At 71.8% G+C, this 21,577-nt stretch carries 21 protein-coding genes; 9 read left to right on the forward strand and 12 right to left on the reverse strand.

Going from position 1 to position 21,577, the window contains the following annotated elements; all coding sequences use genetic code 11:
* The first annotated feature begins 436 nt into the window (after positions 1 to 436).
* The 4 genes from moaC to AB0F72_RS03125 are packed head-to-tail and all read left to right on the forward strand — an operon-like array spanning position 437 to position 3,046.
* Positions 437 to 916, forward strand: coding sequence for a cyclic pyranopterin monophosphate synthase MoaC (gene moaC, locus AB0F72_RS03110; protein ID WP_360424233.1), 480 nt, complete (start codon positions 437 to 439; stop codon positions 914 to 916).
* The gene (locus AB0F72_RS03115; RefSeq protein WP_360424236.1) at positions 913 to 1,380 is read left to right on the forward strand and encodes a MogA/MoaB family molybdenum cofactor biosynthesis protein; all 468 of its coding nucleotides are present in this window, start codon (positions 913 to 915) and stop codon (positions 1,378 to 1,380) included. Before moaC ends, AB0F72_RS03115 begins: the two co-directional genes overlap by 4 nt.
* Positions 1,381 to 1,396: 16 nt before the next feature.
* Positions 1,397 to 2,611, forward strand: a complete 1,215-nt coding sequence (locus tag AB0F72_RS03120; RefSeq protein WP_360424239.1) for a molybdopterin molybdotransferase MoeA — start codon at positions 1,397 to 1,399, stop codon at positions 2,609 to 2,611.
* Complete coding sequence (locus AB0F72_RS03125) at positions 2,612 to 3,046, forward strand: molybdenum cofactor biosynthesis protein MoaE (protein WP_360424242.1); 435 nt, start codon at positions 2,612 to 2,614, stop codon at positions 3,044 to 3,046.
* A gap of 511 nt (positions 3,047 to 3,557) precedes the next feature.
* On the opposite strand, the gene AB0F72_RS03130 is transcribed toward AB0F72_RS03125, so the two are convergent.
* The 4 genes from AB0F72_RS03130 to AB0F72_RS03145 all read right to left on the reverse strand — a co-directional run bounded on the left by AB0F72_RS03130 (position 3,558) and on the right by AB0F72_RS03145 (position 7,717).
* Positions 3,558 to 4,919 carry a glycosyltransferase family 87 protein gene (locus AB0F72_RS03130; protein WP_360424245.1) on the reverse strand — a complete coding sequence of 454 codons (1,362 nt, stop codon included), beginning with the start codon at positions 4,917 to 4,919 and terminating at the stop codon, positions 3,558 to 3,560.
* A gap of 285 nt (positions 4,920 to 5,204) precedes the next feature.
* Complete coding sequence (locus tag AB0F72_RS03135; RefSeq protein WP_360424248.1) at positions 5,205 to 5,771, reverse strand: DoxX family protein; 567 nt, start codon at positions 5,769 to 5,771, stop codon at positions 5,205 to 5,207.
* Between the two features lie 28 nt (positions 5,772 to 5,799).
* Positions 5,800 to 7,005 carry an ATP-binding protein gene (locus AB0F72_RS03140; RefSeq protein ID WP_360424251.1) on the reverse strand — a complete coding sequence of 402 codons (1,206 nt, stop codon included), beginning with the start codon at positions 7,003 to 7,005 and terminating at the stop codon, positions 5,800 to 5,802.
* 91 nt (positions 7,006 to 7,096) lie between these two features.
* Complete coding sequence (locus tag AB0F72_RS03145; protein WP_360424254.1) at positions 7,097 to 7,717, reverse strand: hypothetical protein; 621 nt, start codon at positions 7,715 to 7,717, stop codon at positions 7,097 to 7,099.
* A 135-nt stretch (positions 7,718 to 7,852) separates the two neighbouring features.
* On the opposite strand from AB0F72_RS03145, the gene AB0F72_RS03150 reads away from it, so the two are divergent.
* A complete protein-coding gene (locus AB0F72_RS03150) occupies positions 7,853 to 8,668 on the forward strand; it encodes a prepilin peptidase (protein WP_360424257.1) in 816 nt (271 codons plus the stop codon).
* Positions 8,669 to 8,692: 24 nt separating this feature from the next.
* Here AB0F72_RS03150 and AB0F72_RS03155 read toward each other — a convergent pair whose 3' ends face one another.
* From AB0F72_RS03155 to AB0F72_RS03180, 6 genes are all read right to left on the reverse strand, one after another.
* Entirely contained in the window at positions 8,693 to 11,836 is a 3,144-nt protein-coding gene (locus AB0F72_RS03155) for a UvrD-helicase domain-containing protein (protein ID WP_360425045.1), read from the reverse strand.
* Positions 11,837 to 11,897: 61 nt separating this feature from the next.
* Positions 11,898 to 13,082: a metallophosphoesterase gene (locus AB0F72_RS03160; protein ID WP_360424260.1), complete on the reverse strand. Its 1,185-nt coding sequence runs from the start codon at positions 13,080 to 13,082 to the stop codon at positions 11,898 to 11,900.
* Positions 13,083 to 13,200: 118 nt separating this feature from the next.
* Positions 13,201 to 13,869 carry a VOC family protein gene (locus tag AB0F72_RS03165; RefSeq protein ID WP_360425047.1) on the reverse strand — a complete coding sequence of 223 codons (669 nt, stop codon included), beginning with the start codon at positions 13,867 to 13,869 and terminating at the stop codon, positions 13,201 to 13,203.
* A 238-nt stretch (positions 13,870 to 14,107) separates the two neighbouring features.
* Positions 14,108 to 14,350 (reverse strand): MoaD/ThiS family protein, encoded by a 243-nt coding sequence (locus tag AB0F72_RS03170; RefSeq protein ID WP_360424263.1) that lies wholly within the window; start codon positions 14,348 to 14,350, stop codon positions 14,108 to 14,110.
* Between the two features lie 3 nt (positions 14,351 to 14,353).
* Positions 14,354 to 15,370, reverse strand: coding sequence for a GTP 3',8-cyclase MoaA (gene moaA / locus AB0F72_RS03175; RefSeq protein WP_360424266.1), 1,017 nt, complete (start codon positions 15,368 to 15,370; stop codon positions 14,354 to 14,356).
* A gap of 132 nt (positions 15,371 to 15,502) precedes the next feature.
* A complete protein-coding gene (locus AB0F72_RS03180) occupies positions 15,503 to 16,381 on the reverse strand; it encodes a fructosamine kinase family protein (protein ID WP_360424269.1) in 879 nt (292 codons plus the stop codon).
* Between the two features lie 56 nt (positions 16,382 to 16,437).
* Between AB0F72_RS03180 and AB0F72_RS03185 the strand changes: the two genes are divergently transcribed.
* Positions 16,438 to 16,941 (forward strand): GNAT family N-acetyltransferase, encoded by a 504-nt coding sequence (locus AB0F72_RS03185; RefSeq protein ID WP_360424272.1) that lies wholly within the window; start codon positions 16,438 to 16,440, stop codon positions 16,939 to 16,941.
* 83 nt (positions 16,942 to 17,024) lie between these two features.
* A complete protein-coding gene (locus AB0F72_RS03190; RefSeq protein ID WP_360424275.1) occupies positions 17,025 to 18,041 on the forward strand; it encodes a DUF4192 domain-containing protein in 1,017 nt (338 codons plus the stop codon).
* A gap of 45 nt (positions 18,042 to 18,086) precedes the next feature.
* On the opposite strand, the gene AB0F72_RS03195 is transcribed toward AB0F72_RS03190, so the two are convergent.
* A complete protein-coding gene (locus tag AB0F72_RS03195; protein WP_360424278.1) occupies positions 18,087 to 19,736 on the reverse strand; it encodes an alkaline phosphatase D family protein in 1,650 nt (549 codons plus the stop codon).
* Positions 19,737 to 19,807: 71 nt separating this feature from the next.
* Positions 19,808 to 20,635: a formate dehydrogenase accessory sulfurtransferase FdhD gene (gene fdhD, locus AB0F72_RS03200; RefSeq protein ID WP_360424281.1), complete on the reverse strand. Its 828-nt coding sequence runs from the start codon at positions 20,633 to 20,635 to the stop codon at positions 19,808 to 19,810.
* A 69-nt stretch (positions 20,636 to 20,704) separates the two neighbouring features.
* Between fdhD and AB0F72_RS03205 the strand changes: the two genes are divergently transcribed.
* Together AB0F72_RS03205 and AB0F72_RS03210 are read left to right on the forward strand one after the other, a co-directional pair.
* Positions 20,705 to 21,304 (forward strand): NTP transferase domain-containing protein, encoded by a 600-nt coding sequence (locus AB0F72_RS03205; RefSeq protein WP_360424284.1) that lies wholly within the window; start codon positions 20,705 to 20,707, stop codon positions 21,302 to 21,304.
* A 2-nt stretch (positions 21,305 to 21,306) separates the two neighbouring features.
* Positions 21,307 to 21,552: a DUF6457 domain-containing protein gene (locus AB0F72_RS03210; protein WP_360425050.1), complete on the forward strand. Its 246-nt coding sequence runs from the start codon at positions 21,307 to 21,309 to the stop codon at positions 21,550 to 21,552.
* Positions 21,553 to 21,577: the final 25 nt, after the last annotated feature.

Raw genomic sequence — 21,577 nt, forward strand, 5'->3', positions numbered from 1 at the left:
GTGAGTTTCTCGTCGCTCCAGGCTCCCAGGCTATTTCTGCACGCCTTTTCGCGCACCCTGTCCCTCAGCTCCAGTCGTTGCTGCCGCGCATGGCTTTCTCCTCATTTTGGGCGGGCGTCGCCGGAAACGTGTCCCGGTGACGGGGATTTGGCACTTGTCTGTCGCGACACGAGAGAACTTAGGGACTCGGGCATGTCGGTTTCAAGTGGATCGTGTCAGTATGCGCAGAATGCGAGAATAGAACGAGGCGTCGTCACCGACAGTTCCGGAATGGCAACTCCATGCAATGGGAATCACATTCCGAATTTCATTTTCGTCCGGTGCCGGGACTGCCTGACCAGTGCCGGAAGCATGACCTCCCGGTGTGGACAAAGTGTGAAGCCAATACAGCGGTGATGCGAACGTCACAGCCGCCGACGCTCTATAAGCTCCCGGTATGCCCCAGGAATTCCAGCTCACCCACGTCGACGAGGCCGGTGCGGCGCGGATGGTCGACGTCTCGGCCAAGGACGTCAGCGCCCGCCGAGCCGTCGCCGCCGGCCGGGTCCGCACCACCGCCGAGGTGATCGACCTGCTGCGGCGGGACGGTCTGCCGAAGGGTGACGCGCTCGCCGTGGCCCGCCTCGCCGGCATCATGGGCGCCAAGCGGACCCCGGATCTGATCCCGCTGTGTCACCCGATCGGGCTGCATGGTGTCACCGTGGAGCTGACACCCACTGACACCACAGTGGAGATTCTGGTGACCACCAAGACCGCGGACCGGACCGGCGTCGAGATGGAGGCGCTCACCGCTGTCGCCACCGCGGGCCTCGCGATGATCGACATGATCAAGGCGGTGGACCCGGCCGCCAGCCTCGACGACGTGCGGGTGCTGCGCAAAGAGGGCGGGAAGACCGGTCTGTGGGAGCGCCCGTGAGAGCCCGCGTGATCGTCGCCTCGAACCGGGCGTCGGCCGGCGTCTACGCGGACACCAGCGGCCCGCGCCTGGTCGCCGGTCTCCGCGAGCTGGGCTGCGAGGTCCGCGATCCGGTCGTGGTGCCGGACGGCGACCCGGTGGCGGACGCTCTGCGCGACGCGGTCCGTGACGGCATCGACGTGGTGCTGACCAGCGGTGGCACCGGTGTGACCCCCACCGACCGCACCCCGGAAGCGACCCGCGGGCTGCTCGACTTCGAGATCCCGGGGATCGCCGAGGCGATCCGCGCGTACAGCCGGGACCGGGTGCCGGCGGCGGCTCTCTCCCGTGGCCTGGCCGGCGTGGCGGGCCGGACTCTGATCGTCAACCTGCCCGGATCGACCGGCGGGGCGAAGGACGGGCTGGCCGTGCTCGGCCCGATCCTGAAGCACACCGTCGACCAGATCCGCGGCGGAGACCATTGACGGATAGGCTCTGCGGGTGACCGAGACGACCCCCGTGGATTGGGAACAGGCACGTGCCCTGGCCTATGCGGCGGGTGCCGCCGTGGCCGGCCGCGCGGAGACGGTTGCGCTCGCCGACGCCGACGGCCGGACCCTTGCGGAGCCGCTGCGCGCCCTCACCGACCTGCCGGCGTTCCCCACGTCGAGCATCGACGGCTGGGCGGTCCGGGGCGCCGGGCCGTGGCGTCCGGAGGGCCGGGTGCTGGCGGGTGGCACCCCGCAGCCGCTGAGCGCCGACGGCGCGTGCGTGGAGATCGCCACCGGGGCGATGGTCCCTGCCGGAGCGACAGCGCTGATCCGCGTCGAGGACTCCGCGACGAGCGACGAGGGTCTGGTCAGCGGCGAGCCGCGGGCGATTCCCGACTGGCGTCTGCCGGGCGAGGAGGCACACCTCGGCGAGGAGCTGCTGCCGGCCGGTACGCCTGTCGACCCCGCGGTGATCGGGGTTGCCGCGACTTGCGGTTACTCGGAGCTGACGGTCTGGGCCGAGCCGCGTGCCGCGCTGCTGATCTTCGGTGACGAGCTGCTGACCGCGGGCACGCCCGGCGCCGGCCGGGTCCGCGACTCGCTCGGTCCGCAGGTGCCCGGCTGGCTGCGGCGTTACGGCGCGACGACGACCGGCGTCACCGGCCCGGTCAAGGACACCCTCGCCGCCCACCTCGACGCGATTCGCGCCGGCCTCGCGGAGGCCGACCTGGTCTGCACGACCGGCGGCACCATGCACGGCCCGGTCGACCACCTGCATCCCGCGCTGGCCGAGCTCGGCGCGGAGTACGTGGTGAACACGGTCGCGGTCCGCCCCGGCTTCCCGATGCTGCTGGCCCGGGTGACAGGCGCCGACGGCCGGCCGAAATTCATCGCCGGCCTCCCCGGCAACCCGCAGTCCGCGGTGATCGCCCTGGTCACGCTCGTCGCGCCGCTGCTGGCCGGCCTGCGGGGCCGCGCGCTGCCACCGCTGCCGTCGGTCGAGGCGGGCGCTGCGGTGCCCGGCCGGGGCGACTTCACGCACCTGGCGCTCGCGGCGCTCGATCAGACCGGCCGCATCGCGACACCGGTCGGCCACGTCGGCTCGGCGATGCTGCGCGGCCTGGCCAACTCGCACGGTTTCGCCGTGGTCCGGCCCGGCACCAAGGCCGCTCCCGGTGACGTCGTGCCCTTCCTGCCCCTTCCGCTAACTCCCGGGGAGCGCTGAGTGACTGACACGGTTGGCGTGGTGACCCACGCCGAGGTCGTCGACGAGCCGCTGGACCTGGCCGCACACGAGGCAGCGGTGGCCGACCCGCGCGCCGGCGCGGTGGTCTCCTTCCAGGGCGTGGTGCGCGACCACGACCACGGCCGCGGAGTGACCCTGCTGGAATACGAGGGCCACCCCACCGCCGCGAAGATCCTGCGCGAGGTGGCCGAGGAGATCGCCGCGGACCCGGCCGTCTTCGCCGTCGCGGTCTCGCACCGGATCGGCACCCTCCAGATCGGCGACGTCGCCCTCGTCGCGTCGGTCAGCACCGCGCACCGCGCGGCGGCGTTCGAGGCCTGCGCCCGCCTGGTCGACGAGGCCAAGGCCCGCCTGCCGATCTGGAAGCGCCAGGTCTTCCAGGACGGCGCCGAAGAATGGGTCAACTGCCCCTAAAACCATTCAAAGTACGCGCATAGCGGACTCCCGCCTCGTCCGGCACTGACGTCCATGCCCCGGCGCGCCCCGCCGCCGGCCCCGGCGATGGCGCGCACGCCCGGCTCCCGCCCGCGTGTTGACTTCAGGTGCGGAGCGCGCCCAAATTCCACACGCACGCCCGGCTCCCGCCCCGCGTGTTGAGTTCGGGTGCGGAGCGTGCCCCAATTCCACACGCACGCCCGGCTCCAGCGTCGTGTGTTGAGTTCGGGTGCGGAGCGTGCCCCAATTCCACACGCACGCCCGGTTCCAGCGTCGCGTGTTGAGTTCGGGTGCGGAGCGTGCCCCAATTCCACACGCACGCCCGGTTCCAGCGCCGCGTGTTGAGTTCGGGTGCGGAGCGCGCCCCAATTCCACACGCACGCCCGGTTCCAGCGCCGCGTGTTGAGTTCGGGTGCGGTGCGCGCCTCAACTCCACACGCGGGGTCGAGTTCGGGCCTGCGTGGGGAGTTCGGGTTCGCGGGCCCCGGGCTCAACACGTTGTTCGGCGGGCACCTCGGGGGACGGGGATGGCGGCCAGCCGGCTGACCGGGCCGCTCGGCAGCGCGGGCCGGTGGTCGTGACGCCACGGCAGGGCGTTGACCAGCAGGATCAGCATCAGGGCGTACCCGTTCCAGGTGACCGCGCCGAACGGGTCCGCCACGAGCAGCGCACTCCCGATCACGGCCAGCACGGCGAAGCCGGCGCCGGTGAAGCGGGACCGGGGCAGCCGCCCGCCCCACCGCCGGCGCAGCACCTGATCGGCGAGGATCAGGACGGCCGGGAGCAGCCAGATCGCCTCGCCCGGTGCGGTGACCGGCCCGGCCGCCGCGCCGGCGAGACCGACCAGGGTGAACGCGGCCGTCTCGTCGCCGTCGCCGTGTGCCGAGCGGGCCCGGATCAGGCCGACGGCCAGCAGCAGCACGCCGAACGAGGCCCAGACCAGCACCGGCGGCGCGGCGAAACCGTAGAGCCGAGCCAGCGCGCCGGCCAGTGACTGGTTGCCGGGATCGCTGATCGGGGCTGATCGGTCGAGTTCCCAGAGCGTGGTCCCGTACCAGGTCAATGTCTCGCCCGGGGCCGAGACGGCAGCGCAGAGGGTGACCACGGCGGCGGTGGCGAGGGCGGTGAGCGCGGCTCGCCGCTGCCGGGACACGAGCAGGTAGACGATGAGCAGGACCGGTCCGGCGGCCAGCGCGGTGGCCAGTCCGATGCCGGCGCCGGCCCAGGAGCCGGTGCGCCAGATCCGCCGGGCTCGTCCGGCGAGCGAGTCCGGGGATCCGTTGCCCCAGGCGTGGCCCGGCCACCAGAACCCCCGGACCGGGCGGCCGGCCCGCCAGCGGCTGCGCGCCCAGGCGGCTCGGCGCAGGGCCACCAGGTCCGCCATGACCAGGGCGAACAGCAGCAGGTCGACGCGGCCAAGCCCGATCGTGGCGCGTACCGGGCCGGTGAGCAGGGCGAGGGCGGCGAGTGTCAGGACCAGCGGGGTGCGTGCCCGGCCGAACCGGCGAGCGATCGGACCGGTCAGCACCATCAGCGAGACGAGCAGCGCCCCGAGGCCGGCGAGCGCGAGCAGCCAGCCGGCGACCGGCAGCGGGACGACGGCGAGGGGCGCGACCAGGAGGGCCAGGGCCGGGGAGAGCGCGGCGCCGGCTTGGGTGCCACTTTGCCGGTACGCGTAGAGCCCGTCCCCGATGATCCAGGAGCGGATCGCCGCCAGCTGGACTTCGAGGGTGCTCAGCCCGTACATCTGAAAGCAGAGGGTGAGCAGCAGAAGCGTCGCCAGACCGCCCAGCGCAAGCCGCGCGGACCTCCTGCGCGCAGCGCAGCGTTCCGCCATCTCGATTGCCGGCATGGTGGCGACCCCCGTCTCGTCCTCCGGGCACGGCACAGCTGTCGCCCGCCTCTTCCGCGCCTGTGAGCAGGCAAAATCTGCAGAAGTGCGGGCGGCAGTGTGTAGCCGGGCGGAAGTGAGCTCAGAGTGCGCAGACCGACCGTGCGGCCCCTCGACGGCTTTAACGCAAAGGCCGCTTATAGGTTGTTATCCGGACAAACTCGTCCGGCCTTGCGCGCACACTACGTGTGACGTTCAGCCGGACGAGTGGACGTGTACAACGGGCAGCGGGATCAGGGCAGGGGATCAGCCGGGCAGCTTGCGCGCGGCGGTCGCGGAGAGCGCGGCGATGCGTGCCTCCCGCTTCGCGGTGCGCACGGCGCGCCGGACCTCACGCTGCGACCGCCCGACCGCGTGGCTCATCGAGCGCTGGCCGCGATCGACGGCGTGCGACGTGCGATAGCGCAGGCCCGGCTTGCCCTCGGTGTCCGCGGCCGCGAGCAACAGGCCGCCGAGCAGACCCAGGTTCTTGAGGAAGTGGTTCTGCTGGTTGGCCCGCTCCTCCTTCGGCGCGGTCCAGAACGGGTGACCGGCGAACGTGGTCGGCAGCAGACCGGCGGCGAGCACAGCGGCGGCCGGGCGGGTGAGATGACCGGTCGCGAGGGCGAGGCCGGCCACCACATCGGTCGCGGCCTTCGCCCGGACCAGCGTCGCGGGGTCGGTGGGCAGGCGCGGATCCGCCTTCTCCAGCAGCGGGGTGAAACGCCGGGCCGCCGCGACCCGATCCTCACCGGGCTGGAGAAGCACGCGGACCCCGCTGATCACGAAGATCGAGGCGAGCATTGCTCGGGCAGCGGTGCGTACGGGCTTCATGAACTTCGTTATACCCGCAGCGACCGAGTCATACCGGCTGCGTTCTGAGGTAGCGACCGAAGTGCGGGACGGTGAACGCCACCGTGCCACGTTCACCCGAGTAGATGAGTCCCTTTTTGATCAGCGCATCCCGGGCCGGTGAGAGGCTGGCCGGCTTGCGGCCGAGCGACGTGGCGATGTCCGACGTCGGGACTGCCGCGTCCATGTCGTTGCCGGGATCGCTGGAGAGCGCCGCCATGGCCCGCATGTACTCCCGCTCGGCCGGGGTGGCCCGCTCGAACCGGGAACCGAAGAAGCCGACCGCCAGCTCGCCCTCCGCCTCCGGCGCCGCCACCTGCACGTCGTCAGCGGTGATCGGGGTCTGCGGCGCGTGGTCCCAGGTGGCCTTCCCGTACGCCTGCACGAAGTACGGATAACCCCCGGACTTCTCGTAGAGCAGGTCGAGGGCCTCCTGCTCGTACTCCACGCCCTCCCGCTCGGCCGGCACGCCGAGTGCCAGGTCCGCGGCGTCGCGGTCCAGCCGGTCGATGCGCGCGTACCGGAACAGCCGCTCCGAGTAGGACTTGGCGGCCGAGAGCACGGCCGGCAGGTGGGGCAGGCCGGCGCCCACCACGATCAGCGGCGCGCCGAGCTGGGACAGCTCGTGGCAGGCCGCGCAGAGCGCCGACACGTCGGTGGCGCTCAGGTCCTGCATCTCGTCGATGAACAGGGCGATGCCGGTGCCGACGTCGGTGGCGAGCGAGGCCGCGTCGGTGAAGAGCTCGACCAGGTCGATCTCGATGTCGCCGGAGTCGGCGCGGCCGCGGGCCGGCGGCACGTCGATGCCGGGCGCCCAGCGGTCCCGCAGCTTGGCGTTGCCGTCGTTGGCCCGCAGCGCGAACGCCTTGAGCACGCCGAGCACCTCGTCGACCCGGTCCGGATCACGGTGGTGCGGCGCCAGCTCGCGGATCGCCATGTGCAGCGCGCCGGAGACCGGGCGGCGCAGCGACTGGTCCGGCCGGGCCTCGATCTTGCCGGTGCCCCAGAGCCGGCCGATCGCCGCCGAGCGCAGCGTGTTGAGCAGGACCGTCTTGCCGACGCCGCGCAGGCCGGTCAGGACCAGGCTGCGCTCCGGACGGCCGCGGGCCACCCGCTCCAGGACGACGTCGAAGACGTCCAGCTCACGGTCGCGGCCGGCGAGCTCGGGTGGGCGCTGGCCGGCGCCCGGAGCGTACGGGTTCCGCACGGGATCCATGGCGTAGCACAGTATCGGGCTGTCTAGCGAGAAAGCTAGAGTCCGCGAGAAACCACTCTCGATAGGCATCTAAGGTGATCTAGCAAAAACGCTAGACCTTGCCATACTCGCGGAGACAGAGAACCACGTCGACGTCGTCGTACTCGGTGTCGTAGTAGTACCACTTGGTGTACCCCTCGACCTTGGCGCACTTGCCCATCGCGTCCTTGTCGCCGGTCGTCCGCCCGTCGATGCGTTTCAGCACCTCATAGGTGTTCGCGGCACACGCCACCACGCGCAGTTTCGGCTCCAGGTTGCTGCCGTCGTTGCGGACGCACTGGCCTTTCGTCGCGAACCGGGCGTCCTCGCTGGTCTGTGGCCGCGGACCGGTGCCACCCGGTGTGGTCGGCTCGGCGGCGACCGGTGGCGGCGCTTCCTCTCGTCCCACCAGGAACCAGGCGCCGACACCCACACCGGCACCGACCAGCAGACAGACCAGCGCGACCACGGCGCCCATCGGGAAGCCGCGCCGGGCCGGCCGCTGGTTCCACTGTGGCGCGTAGGCCGGCTGCGCGGGAAGCGGTGGCGCGGGGGCCGGGCCCCAGGGCTGCTCGTGGTCACTCCAGGGGTCGGACGGTTCCGCATAGGGCTCGTCGTTCTTCTGGCCGTCGTTCTTCTGGCTGTCGTTCTGGCCCGGCCACGGCTGACCTGGGAACGGCCCGTTCTGCGACATCGGGGTTCCTCCAGAAAGCGGATTGCGCTGCCTGCCACGGTAGCGTGCGGCACGTATCGGGACCTTGCCGGAATCGCGGACGTTGTCGGCAAGCCGATCCCCGTCGGGGCGGACCAGACATTACCGTCCCCAGTCGTGTCATCACCATTAGTGATCATGGCGATCCTCTTCGGCGGCGCCTCGGCGGCCTTCGTGCCCCGCGTCGCGTACCGGCTGTCGGTCCCCGCAGGCGTTCCGCCGCGCGCGGCCTGCGTCGCGTGCGGCAGGCGGTTCGCCGCCGGCTTCCGCGGCTGGTTCCGGGCCGGTTCGGCCTGCGCCGCCTGCGCCGCCTGCGCCGCCTGCGCCGCCTGCGCCGCCTGCGCCGCCTGCGCCGCCTGCGCCGCCTGCGCCGCCTGCGGCAGGCGGTTCGCCGCCGGCAGCCGATCGGCGGGTCCGGCATTCGTGGGTCCGGCATTATTGGGTACGGTCCCCGCGTGCGCGATGGCCGCCGGTTTGCTGGCCGTCACGTCCGGCCCGGCGCCGCGACTCCCGCTCCTGCTCGTCGCGACGGTCCTCGGCGTGCTGCTGGCCGCGATCGACCTGAGCTGCCTGCGCCTCCCCGATCCGCTGGTGGCGCTCTTCGCGATCGTCGCCGGTGCGGGTCTCGTCGTGCCGGCCCGGCTTCCGGCGGCGCTTGCCGCAGGAGCGCTGGTCGGCGCGATCTACCTGCTCCTGGCTCTGCTGCCCGGCCGGGGACTCGGCCTCGGCGACGTGAAGCTGGGCGCGGCCCTCGGGTTCCTCCTGGGCTTCGGCGGCTGGACAGCCGTGGCCGCCGGCTTCGCGGCCGCTCACCTGATCAACGGCGGGATCGCGGCCTGGCTGCTGATCACCCGCCGGGCCGGCGGCGAGCATGCGCTCCCGTTCGGCCCGGCGCTGCTGGCCGGCGCCCTGATCAGCGTGACAGCAGTCTGAGTCGCCGGCCGCGCCGGATCGGGGTTACAGCAGTCTCAGCTGCCGGTCCTTCGGCTTCGCCGGGGCCGCCTCGCCCAGCCGCTCGAACAGGCCCGAGTCGATCACGTCGAGGAACGGCGTGGGCGACTGTTCCCGCTCGCTGCCGTGCCGGGACCGTTTCGCCGAGTAGCTCACGTAGAGCCGGTCCTGCGCCCGGGTGAGGCCGACGAAGAAGAGCCGCCGCTCCTCGGCGATGTCGTCGTCGGTCGGCGTCGAGCCGGGCCAGCGCAGCGGCAGCAGCCCGTCCTCGCAGCCGACAAGGAAGACCACCGGGAACTCCAGGCCCTTCGCGGCGTGCAGGGTGAGCAGGTTGACCGCCTCGGCGCGCGGGTCCAGCGCGTCCACCTCGGCGCCGGTCTCCAGCTGTTGCAAGAACTGGGGCAGGTCGTCGCCGACGCGCTGGGCCAGCGGCACGAGCAGGTCGGCCGCCGACCACACGTCCTCGGGAGCCAGCTGGTCGCCGTCGAGCGTCGGTGTCGCGTACCGCTGGGCGAGCGCCTGCGCGGCGAGCTTGACCCGCGCCGCCAGCGGTCCGCCCGAGCCGTCCGCGTGCCGCAGCTCGCGGGCGATCACCTGGACGCCCGGCCGGTCGCGCAGCCGGTTGTGCGAGCGCTTCTGGACCGGCACGCCGGCGCGGGACAGCGCGTCGAGGATCGGGCCGGACTGCGCGTCAGTGCGGTAGAGCACGGCGATGTCCGAGAACGACAGCGTCCCGGCCACCGCGGCGCGGGAGTCCACCCGGCCCGAGTCCAGCGATCGGTGGGAGAGGCCACCGACCAGCTCGTCGATGGTCCGCACCACGAAGTCGGCCTCGTCCGAGACGCTGCGCGCCGGGTACCGGCCGACCAGCGGGGCTTCCGGGTCGAGCCGGGCCGGGTCCAGCCGGCGGCCGCTGACCAGCGTGGACGGCGCGATGGCCTGCACCGCGGCGGCCAGGATCGGCGCCGACGACCGGTAGTTGCGGGTCAGCCGGACCAGCCGGGCGTCCACGAAGTCGGTGTTGAAGCGCAGGAAGTACCGCACGTCGGCGCCGCGGAACGAGTAGATCGCCTGGTCCGGGTCGCCGATCGCGCACAGGTTCCCGTCCGGCGGGCTGAGCAGGCGCAGCAGCTCGTACTGCAGCTCGTCGACGTCCTGGTACTCGTCCACGAAGATCCACTGCCAGCGCCGGCGATATTTCTCGACGAGCGCGGCGTCCTCGCGCAGCAGCGTCACCGGCAGGCTGATCAGGTCGTCCAGATCGACGAGGTCCTGCTGGCGGAGCAGCTTGCGGTACCCGGCGTCGTCCGTGCCGGCCTGCTCACGGGCCTGCGCCTGCTCGTGCTCGTCGGCGATCCGCCAGTTGGGGCCGAGCCCGGCCGCCTTGGCGTTCTCCTTCAGCACGGTGAGGCCGAGCGAGTGGAACGTGCCGACAGTGATGTCCTCGGCCACGTCACCGAGCAGCGCGTCCAGGCGTTCCTTCAGCTCGGCGGCGGCGCGCCGGGTGAACGTGATGGCCAGGCACCGCTCCGGGAAGACGCCCAGCTCGGCACAGAGGTACGCGATCCGGTGCGTCAGCGTGCGGGTCTTGCCGGTGCCCGGTCCGGCCACGATCAGCAGCGGGCCGCCGGGCGCGGACGCGGCCACGCGCTGCATCGCGTCGAGGCGGTCCAGCAGGCCGGTGCCGACCTCCTCCATGCCGGCCAGCATCGGCTCGAACGGCTCGTGCGGGCTGGGCGGCGGCGCGAGCGGGGGCGGCGCGGGCTTCTCCGTGGCCTTCTTCGCGGCCTTGGATTTCGGCTTCTCCGCCGCGGCCTTCGTCTTCGGCGGGTTCGGCGCCGACGTCGGCAGCATGTCGAAGAGCGTCTCCACCTGCGGAGCGCTGGTGCGATTGCGCAGCTCGCCGGGCTCGAACAGGGTGATCACGCCGTACTCGCCGTCGTAGCCGGGGATCCGCCGCACGTCGCCGCGCCGCAGCCGGGTGATCGCCTCGCGCAGCTCCTCGCCGCCGGCCTTGCCGATCTCGTCGACCGGCACGTGGCGCAGGATGTCCAGCTCCGGGCCGAGCGTCGCGACCAGGTGGTTCAGCTGGGCCTCGACGGTCTTCGACTTCGGGCCGACGCCGTGGATCTCACCGAGGATCTCGTGCAGCTGGATCAGGTGCTCGACATGTTGCTCCTTGCGGAAGCCCACCGGGCGGTCCGCCAGGTCCTCGACCCGGCTCTGCACGCCGATGGTCAGCGGGCGGCCGCACTCCGGGCAGCGGCCGGCGGCCTCGCGGGTCCGCGACGGCTCCCAGTTCACGCCGCAGGCGCGGTGCCCGTCGGCGTGGTACTTGCCCTCCTCCGGGAAGAACTCGATCGTGCCGGCCAGGCCGATCCCGTCCTTCACCGCGAAGTAGTCGGGCGTACCGGAGAAGAGCGTCGCCTCCCGGGCCAGCGCGGCCGGCGAGTGCGCGTCGGAGTTCGACACGAGGCGGTAGCGGTCGAGGCTGGAGACCCGCCAGTTCATCTCCGGGTCCGAGGAGAGGCCGGTCTCCACCGCGGTGACGTGGTCGGCCAGGTCGGCGTAGCAGTCGGCGATCGCGTCGAAGCCGGACTTGGAGCCGAGCGCCGAGAACCAGGGTGTCCAGATGTGCGCCGGGATCAGGTAGCCGCCGGACTCCAGGGTGATCTCCAGCAGGTCGCGGGAGTCCAGGCCGAGGATCGGGCGGCCGTCAGCGGTCAGGTTGCCGATCCGGGCCAGCGCTGTGTTGATCTTTTCGACGGAGGCGAAGTCGGGCGCGTACAGAAGGTGGTGGACCTTGCGGGTCCGGTCGTCGCGCTTGTAGATCGTGGAGATCTCGACGCTCAGCATGAAGCGGGCCGGAGCGGTGCCGCTCAGCGATCCGGGCAGCCGCTTGGTCACCGCCTGCTCGTCGGCCTCAGCCAGGCGGAACAGGCCCGGCTCGGCCGGTTTCAGGCTCTCCTTCAGATGCTCGAACCAGGCCGGATGGGTGAAGTCGCCGGTGCCGAGCAGGGCGATCCCCTTGCGCCGGGCCCACCACGCCAGGTTCGGCAGGGTCAGGTCACGGCTGCAGGCCCGCGAGTATCGCGAGTGAATGTGAAGGTCCGCGACATACGTTCCCGCGGTGCTCTCCACGTCCCGCATCCTGTCACGGCCGTCGGTGCCGCCACGAATCGCCACGCTCAAACACACTTACCGATCTTGATTAGTTCTGTACCCGTAGTTCGATGACGGTGACTTGCGGAGGAGCGCCGACCCGGACCGGCGGACCCCAGTAACCGGCGCCGTTCGTCACGTAGACCGGCACGCCGTCCACGTTCCCGAAGCCGGAGACTACCGGCTGCTCCAGCCGGACGAGCAGGTTGAACGGCGCCATCTGCCCGCCGTGGGTGTGCCCGGAGATCTGCAGGTCCACGCCGAACGGCGCGGCGTCCTTCGCGGCCACCGGCTGGTGCGCCATCAGCACGACGGGACGGGTGGTGTCCCGGTCGCCGAGGGCGCGGGCAAAATCCGGAGCGTCACCGTGCTCCGCGCCGGCCAGATCGTTCACCCCGGCGAGGTCGAGGCCGGCGATCTCCACCCGATCGTTGCGAAGCGGGCGCATGCCGAGCTCGGCCACCTCGTCGATCCACTCCGCGTATCCCGAGTAGTACTCGTGGTTGCCGGTCACGAAGAACGTGCCCCGGCGCGACTCGATCTCCGCGAGCGGGGCGGCGAACCGGCCCAGCTTCGCCACCGTGCCGTCGACCAGGTCGCCGACGACGCAGACCAGATCCGCGTTCACCGAGTTGATCACTCGGGTGATGCGCCGCGCGTGATCCACACCGGTCAGCGGGCCGATGTGAATGTCCGAGACGACAGCGATCCGGGTGCCGTCCATCGCGCGGGGCAGCTTCGGCATCGGCATCGTGAAGCGGTCGATCCGGGGAGCTCCGGTTGCGGTTCGGACCCCGTACCCGGTGATGCTCGCGGCCGTGAGGCCCGCGAAGATGGCGGCGCCGCGTGCCAGCACCAGCCGCCGATCGATCGCGGGGGGTTCGGCTTCCTTTTCCTGCTCTTCCGGTGCCTGCTCTTCCTGCGTCTCTGCGGGGGTCTCCTTCTTCCCCGCGAACAGGCGCATCGCTATCAGCCGCGGAACCTCCAGCACCGCCAGCGTGACCAGCAGGTAGAACATCAGCGCGACCCACAGGTAGCCGGGCCAGGACAGCCACTGGACGTACCCGTTACGCACCCCGATCAGCGTGACCGGCACCAGAACGCCCAGCACGACGACGATCGCCGTCCCGACCCGGCGCCCCCAGCCCTGTCGCAGCGTGTCGTGCACCAGGCGCTTCCACAGGTACAGGTGGATCAAACCGATGACCAGCAGGATCACCGCGACGAACAGCAACTGAGAACCCTCCCCCGCGGCCGGGCCGGCCGTGCCCGCATAGCTTGCCGGAACCAGTGTCCCTGACTCGTGGTGCGGCCCGAGTGACGTCCCTCTCAGTGGGGGCCGGCCGCCCCGCTCAGTCGCGGCCCTGCCAGGTGGTCATGCAGATCTCGTTGCCCTCGGCGTCGGCGAGGATCCAGAACGACGGCGCCCGCCGGTCGGACAGCAGCCGGCCACCGGCGACCAGGGCTTCGGCGATCCGGGCGGACGCCTCGTCGTGCGGGACGCAGAGGTCGAGGTGGATCCGGTTCCGCTGCTGGCGCGGCTCGGTCATCTGCTGGAACCAGATCGCCGGGCCCTGCCCGATCGGGTCCACGAGCGGGTCGGCCGGTCCGGTGCGGCCGGCCTCGTCGGTGTAGCCGAGCACCGCCTTCCAGAACGGCCGGATCGCGGCGATGTCCATCGCGTCGATCGCGAGCTCAAGCTCCTGCACCGATCGGTCCTCGGCGTCGACGGCCGGGATCGTGCGGTCCTCGGCGCCGGCCGTGATCCGGTGGGCGAGCTCGACGTCCAGGGTCGTCACGGCGGCGGACTTCCGGGTCTGCAGCACGAACTCGACGCGGTCCGGCCGGATGTCGATCCGCAGGTGCTCGTCGGCATCGGCGCCGCACGCCTCGACGGCCCGGGTGGCGAGGGCCGTGGCGTCGCTGAGCGAATCGACCCGTACCGAAGTGCGCAGCGTCCCCAGCAGGAACCGCCACCCATGCTTGCCGACCGCGTCCGAGGCTTCGCCCCGGCTCAACATCCGTTCCACCCGGCCAGCCTCCCAGCCCACCGCAACCACTCACGCGTAGCGCGCCGTCACGGGCAGCGAGCACACCCGATCCGGTCCCGCGTGCGCAGTTCCCCATCCCGCAGAAACGTGAAACCCCACGCCCCGCCGGTGGCGCCTCGCGGCCGGGCCGCCGGCTGGCGCCTCGTTGCCGGTCACTGCCTCGCTGCGGCCGCCCCGCCGCCGGCCTCTGCCCTGGCCGTCGCCTTGCTCAGCCGCCGGCGAACGGGGGCAGGACGTCGATCGTGGCGTCCGCCGGGAGGGCCGCGGCCCGGTCATGACACGTCAAGCCGTCGACCAGGAAGCTCGCCGCCTTCATCACGATCGCGAGCCGCTCACCGTGTCGATTCGCCAGGGACTGGGTCAGTTCCTCCAGCGTTCCGGCTTCGACAGCCTCCGACGAGATGCCACCCGCCGCGGCTCGGGCGCCGGCGAAGTAACGCACGGTCAGCACTGGTCAGCCTCCGATCGCGGACATGGGACGTGCGGGCTGGAGGAAGGCCGGGTCGTCGATGCCGTGGCCGGCGCGCTTGCCCCGCATCGCCACCTGCCACGCCGTGACGATCTCCGCGTCGCTCGCCCCGCCGCGGAGCAGCCTGCGCAGATCGCTCTCGTCGGTGGCGAAGAGGCAGTTGCGGACCTGGCCGTCGGCGGTCAGCCGGGTCCGGTCGCAGTCGCCGCAGAACGGCCGGGTCACGCTGGCGATCACGCCGACCCGGGCGGGCTGGCCGGCCGCGTCGACATAGCCGGGGACGAGCCACGTCTCGGCCGGCGCCGTTCCACGTGAAACATCGTCGGGACGCAGGCCGAACGGCTGGAGCGCGGCGAGGATCTCCTCGGCGGTGACCATCTCGTGCCGGTCCCACTGGTGCTGAGCGTCCAGCGGCATCTGCTCGATGAAGCGCAATTGGTACCCATGGTCCAGCGCGAACCGCAGCAGCGCCGGAGCCTCGTCGTCGTTGACACCGCGCATCAGCACCGTATTGATCTTCACGGGCGTCAGGCCGGCGTCGACCGCGGCGCGGAGCCCGGCCAGCACGTCGGCATGCCGGTCGCGGCGGGTCAGGGTGTGGAAGCGAGCCGGGTCCAGGGTGTCGAGAGAGACGTTCACCCGATCGAGGCCTGCCCCTTTCAGCGCGACGGCGGTGCGGTCGAGGCCGATGCCGTTCGTCGTCACGGAGAGCTGGGGCCGGGGCGTGAGTTTCGCCGCCGCGGCGACGATGCCGACCAGCCCGCGCCGGATCAGCGGCTCGCCGCCGGTGAAGCGGACCTCGGTGACGCCGAGCTGCTCGACGGCGATCCGGACCAGCCGGCTCACCTCGTCGTCGGTGAGCTGGTCGGGCTGCGGCATCCAGGCCAGGCCCTCTTCGGGCATGCAGTACGTGCACCGCAGGTTGCACCGGTCGGTGAGGGAGACGCGCAGGTCAGTCGCGATGCGGCCGAACCGGTCGGCGAGCACTGTCACGGACGCCACCGCTCGGCTGATCTCTCGAAGAGGCTCACGAATCGAATCTAGCCGTTCCGCGGCCGCATTGCCGTTACGCAAATCGCTGTAATGAGCAACCCGAGGTGGGAGCGACCCGAGCAGGGAGCGGCCCGAGAGAGATCAAGACCGCAGCACCGCGTCGGCGGCCGCCCGCACCGCCGACCGATATCCGCCTCCGAACGCGGCGGTGTGCACCAGCAGCAGATGAAGCTGATGCAGCGGCACCCGAGCCTGCCACCCGTCGGCGAGCGGCCACTCCTCCTGATAGGCGCCGAGGATCACGTCGAGGTACGGGACTCCGCCGAAGAGCGCGAGCGTGGCGAGGTCGGTCTCCCGGTGGCCTCCGTGCGCGGCGGGATCGACCAGCCAGCCCCGTCCGTCGGCGCCCCACAGCAGGTTGCCGGGCCACAGATCGCCGTGGATGCGGGCGGGACGCTCCTGTCCCCCGTACCCGTCAATGGTGGAGAGAACGCGCTCGACGGCCGTGACGTCATCTCCGGAGAGTGCGCCGCGATCAGCGGAAAGCCGCAGGTAGGGAAGCAGGCGGCGGGACGCGAACCAGGAGCTCCACGGCCCGGCGGCGACGGTGTTGTCGAGCGGCAGCGGACCGATCCATCCCGGCCAGGCGGCGCCGAAGGAGTCGGCACCGGCGCGATGCAACCGGGCCAGCGACCGGCCGAACGCGCCGGCGGACGCGCGGGTCGGCGAGCCGGGCGTGATCCATTCGAGCGCGAGCAGGTCCGGCAGGGCGACGATCACTTCCGGTACGGGCACCGCGCCGGCCGATCGTAACCAGCGCAGTGCGGCGGCCTCCGCGGCGAACAGGCCGGCCGGCGCCGGATCGGTGGGCCAGCTCTTCGCGAACAGCGACGTCCCGTCCTCGAGTGTCAGCCGGCGGGCCGTGCACACCCCGGCGGCGACAGGTGTCTCCCGGATCCGCTGGTGCGTCAGAAATGTCGGGAGGTGCTGCGGGTGCGCGCGCAGGTACGCCAGGTCCACCCGCTTATCTTGCGCTTCTGGTGACGAACATCCCAATTCGAAGGCATGATGACGTCATGACCCCTGTCGCTGTGCGTTCTTATCGCCCGAGCGATCACTCCGCGGGCCGGAACCTGTGGGCGGAGCTCACCCGGCAGCACAACGAGATGTATGGGGAACACGCCGACGACAACGGAGCGGGCTTCGAGGAGTACCTGACACGGCTGGACCTCTCCGGGCTCTGGGTGGCCGACCACGCCGACGACGGGGTGATCGGGATGGTCGGGCTGATCATGCGCGGCCGGGCCGGTGAGGTGGACCCGGTGGTCGTCACGATCACGCACCGGCACAAGGGCGTGGGCCGCCTGCTGCTGCAGCACGTGGCCGCCGAGGCGAAAAGCCGGAACATGACGTCGCTGACCATCTCCCCCGAATCGCGCAACGTCGACGCGATCCGCAGCCTGCACGCCGCCGGCTACGACGTGGTCTCCTCGATCGAGCTGACCATGGACCTCAACCGGCACGAGCACGCGTGGCAGCAGGAAGGCCTCGAGTTGCACGAGTTGCCGTTCCGCAGCTAGCCCCACCGCCGCCCTGTGGACAACTCGTCCACAAGGCGATGATCGGCACGCGGCCGCTGTTCGCGCGCGGCGACGCTGCCGGCATGACTACCGACTGTCCCGTCATCGTCCGGTCCCCGTCCGAACTCGTCGCGGTCCTGCCGTTCCTGCTGGGCTATCACCCGGCGAACAGCGTGGCCGTGGTCGGTCTCTCCGGCCCGAACGTCGACTTCGGCGCCTGCTACGAGCTGCCACCGCCGGACGACGATCCCCATGTCGCCGCGCGAGCGGTCGCCGCGACGGTGGCGCGCCAGGCGTCGCCGTCGGTGGTCCTGGTCGGCTTCGGGCCGCCGGCCCGGGTCACCCCCGCGGTGTTGCGCTTGGCGGAGGCGTTGCGCCTTCTGGGGGTACGGGTCAACGACGTGCTCCGAGTGACCGACCGGCGCTGGTGGTCCTACTTCTGCAGCGATCTGGACTGCTGTCCCGACGAGGGCACCCCCTGCCTTCCGCCGGACAGCGTGATAGCGGCGGAGGCGACGTTCCGCGGTGAGGTGGCGCTGCCCAGCCGGCGCGACCTGACCGCACAGGTCGCCTCGGTGGAGGGTCCGGAGCGGGCAGCGATGGGAGACGCCACCGAGCACGCCAGGAAACGTTTCGCCGGCCTGCTCACCGATGATCCGGGTGCCCGGCGGTATTCGCGCCGGATCCGGCACGCCGGCCAGATCGCGGTGCGCCGGGCGGAGACCCGGTACCGGTCCGGGCACGCCATCGGCCTCGATGAGACGGCCTGGCTGGGCGTGCTGCTGGCGGACCGTTCCGTGGAGGACTACGCGCTGGACCGGGTCGGGCCGCAGGACTGGCGGATCCGGCTCTGGACCGACGTGCTGCGACGGGTCGAGCCGGTGTACGTCCCGGCGCCGGCCTGCCTGCTCGGTTTCACCGCCTGGCGGGCCGGCCGGGGCGCCCTCGCCCGGGTGGCGGTGGACCGGGCCCTGGCGGTCGAGCCGCAGCACCAGCTGGCCGGGCTGCTGCACCAGATCCTCGGGTTCGGCCTGTCACCGCACATGGTCGGCGCGAACTTCCCGCCCGGCCGGGCCCGCCGGCGCCGGCCGGCCCGGTGAGGAACCGGCCCGGCCCGCCGACGCCGGCGGCCCGGCAGCGAGCCGTCAGGGACGTTCGGTCTCCTGCCGGACGGTCTCGGCGCCGAGGTCGTCGCCGGTGGACCGCAGCGCCGACGCGGCAGGCGTCGGGTTGTCCGCGACCAGGTGCAGGCCGGGAACCCGGTCCTCGACGACGAACGTGGCCCGGGTGTGCGCCGGCGCGCCCGCCCGCGTCACGTACGGCAGCGTCACGAAGTCCGCGGTCAGCGAGTCCCGGGTGATCGTGGTCCGCACGTAACCACGCTGGTTGTTGTAGAACCGCAGGTGCGGGTTCCAGGCCGCCCAGGGATGGTTGCCGCCGGCCACGTCGGCGCCGTCGCCGCCCGAGGTGATCGAGGAGCAGACCAGCTCGGCGCCGACCGTCCTGGATGTCGGGTCGTCGTAGTTCAGCTTCAGCTCGTCGGCCCAGTGCGCGTGCACGTCGCCGGTGAGCACGACGGGGTTGCGGACGCCCGCGTCGACCCAGCCACGGGTGATCCGGTCCCGGGACGCCTGGTATCCGTCCCAGGAGTCCATGCTGAGCACCTTCGCCGGACCCGAGTTGTTGTCCCGCTGCCCGAAGAAGACCTGCTGGCCGAGCAGGTCCCAGCGGGCGGTGGACCGGCGGAAGCCGTCGAGCAGCCACTTCTCCTGCTCGGCGCCGGTGATGCTGCGAGCCGGGTCGACCGCGGCCGGGCAGTCCTTGTACCCGTCGCCACAGCCCTGGTCGTCGCGGTACTGGCGGGTGTCGAGCATGTGGAACGTGGCGAGACGGCCCCAGTGCAGCCGCCGGTACAGCTGCATGTCGATGCCACGGGGGATCGAGGTGCGGCGCAGCGGCATGTTCTCGTAGTACGCCTGGAACGCGGCCGCCCGGCGTACCAGGAAGTTGGGGTCGGGCTTTTCGGGCACCTCGTCGGCCCAGTTGTTCTCGGCCTCGTGGTCGTCCCAGACGACGGCCCAGGGCGCGACGGCGTGCGCGGCCTGCAGGTCCGGGTCGGTCTTGTACTGCGCGTGCCGCTGGCGATAGTTGGCCAGCGTGACGGTCTCCGGACCCTCGTGGTCGCGCGGATTGCCGCCCGGAATCACATAATCTCCGGCTTTATATTCATATTGGTAGTCGCCGAGGTGCAGGATCAGCTCCGGCTCGTCCTCGGCCAGCCTGCGGTACGCGGTGAAGTACCCGTGCTCGTACTGGGAGCAGGAGACGAACGACATCGCGAGCGCCGCGACCTGTGCCGAGCGATGCGGCGCGGTCCGGGTGCGCCCGACCGGCGAGGTGTGCCGCTCGGCGTGGAAACGGTAGAAGAACTCCCGGCCCGGGGACAGGCCGTCCAGTTCGACGTGGACGCTGTGCGCGTGGTCCGGGCGAGCCACCGCGACGCCCCGGCGGACGATCTTGCGGAACCGCTCGTCGGCGGCGAGTTCCCAGGTGACGATGACGTTGCGGTACGGCATGCCGCCGAGCCCGTCCTCGGCGAGCGGGTCGGGCGCGAGCCGGGTCCAGAGCACGAATCCGTCGGGGTCCGGATCGCCGGAGGCCACCCCGAGGGTGAACGGGTTGGTGCGCAGCGGGCCTCGATAGGGCGCCGCGGTCGCGGCGAGCGGCCAGACAGTGGTCGCGGCGGTGGCACCGGCGGCGGAGGTCAGCAGCAGGGTACGGCGCGATAAAGGCATGCCCGCAGACTCGCCAGCATGGATGAATATGAATGCGGTGCGGATCTTACGGATGCGGGAATGTCACATGGTCAGAACGTGACGCGCTGCTCGCCCGCATAGATGTTCATCCGCGGTTCGCGGAGGAACCCGACGAGCGTCATCCCGGCCTCGCCGGCCAGCTCCACCGCGAGCGTGCTCGGCGCCGACACCGCCGCGAGCAGCGGCAGACCGGCCATCCACGCCTTCTGGGTCAGCTCGAAGCTGGCCCGCCCGGACACCATCAGCACATGCCCGGCCAGGGGCAGCCGGCCCTCCCGCAACGCCCAGCCGATCACCTTGTCGACAGCGTTGTGCCGGCCCACGTCCTCCCGGAGCACCAGCAGGTCGCCGGTGGCCGTGAACAGCCCCGCGGCGTGCAGCCCACCGGTACGGTCGAAGGCCCGCTGCGCCGCCCGCAGCTTCTCCGGCAGCCCGGCGAGAACCCGCGCCGGGATCCGCACCGCGTCGCCCGCCACGTCGAAGCGCGACCGGGTTCGTACCGCGTCGATGCTGGCCTTGCCGCAGACCCCGCAGGAGCTGGTGGTGTAGAAGTTCCGGCTCGGGTCGGTGACCGGCGGCGGCACGTGCGGGCCGAGCACCACGTCCACCACGTTGTACGTGTTCGGGGTGTCGGTGCCGGCGCAGAGCTGCGCGGTCAGCACGTCGTCCGCCTCGCCGATCACGCCTTCGCTGAGGAGGAAGCCCATCGCGAGATCGATGTCGTGGCCGGGAGTGCGCATCGTCACAGCGAGCGGTTGCTTCCGCAGCCTGATCTCCAGCGGCTCCTCGGCGGCGAGCTCGTCGCGTTTCTGCCGGGTGGAGGGAACGGCGCCCAGGTCAACGCTCACCACCGTACGCCGCGTCACGTTCCTCCCCATGTAGGAAGCGTACGGGCTTGAACTGAGCGCGCGGTCACGCCCGGCACGCGGTCGGGATACGGTACTCACGTGGGGGGATTTGCGGCGGTGGTCCTGGCCGGTGGTGCGGCGCGGCGGATGGGTGGTGCGGACAAGCCGACGTTGCCCGTTGCCGGCCAGTCGATGCTGACCCGTGTCCTGGCCGCCGTGCACGACGCCGACCCCCGGGTGGTGGTCGGCCGGGTGCCCGCTGACCTGCCCGTCTCGGTGCATGTGACGCGCGAGGAGCCGCCCGGTGGCGGTCCGGTCGCGGCCGCGGCGGCCGGTCTGGCGCTGGTGCCCGACTCGGTCGCGTTCACCGCCCTGCTCGCGGCAGACCTGCCGTTCCTGACCGGCGAGGCGATCGACGTCCTGCGGCTCACCATGGAGTCGGCCCCGATGGAGGGCGCTGTCTACCGCGACGCCGAGGGCCACCTGCAGGTGCTGTGCGGGGTCTGGCGGACGAAGGCGCTGCGTGCCGCGCTGGACCGGCTTGCCGAGGAGCGCGGCGGTCTGGACGGCGCGCCGGTGCGGGCGCTGCTGGAGAAGGTGCGTGTGGCGGAGGTGTCGTGGCGTCGTCCCGGCCCGCCGCCGTGGTTCGACTGCGACACCGACGACGACCTGCGCACCGCCGAGGAATGGGCACGGTGACGATGAGGGAGATGGACGACTGGCTCGCCGCGGTCGGCGCCGAGCTCGGGGTGCGGCCGGAGGAGATCCCGACCGGCGAGCTGCTCGACGTGGCCCGGGACGTGGCGCACAACGTGCTGCGGCCCGGCGCGCCCGTCACGGCGTACCTGATGGGTCTTGCCGTCGGCCGTGGCGCGGACCCGGCGGGAGCCGCCGCCAAGATCAGCGCCCTGGCGCTGAGCTGGGGCGATCGCAAAGATCAAAGCTGAGGGCGGTAGAGGGCGTTCACCGGGA

Source organism: Actinoplanes sp. NPDC023936 (genome assembly GCF_040639325.1).
Lineage (GTDB): Bacteria > Actinomycetota > Actinomycetes > Mycobacteriales > Micromonosporaceae > Actinoplanes.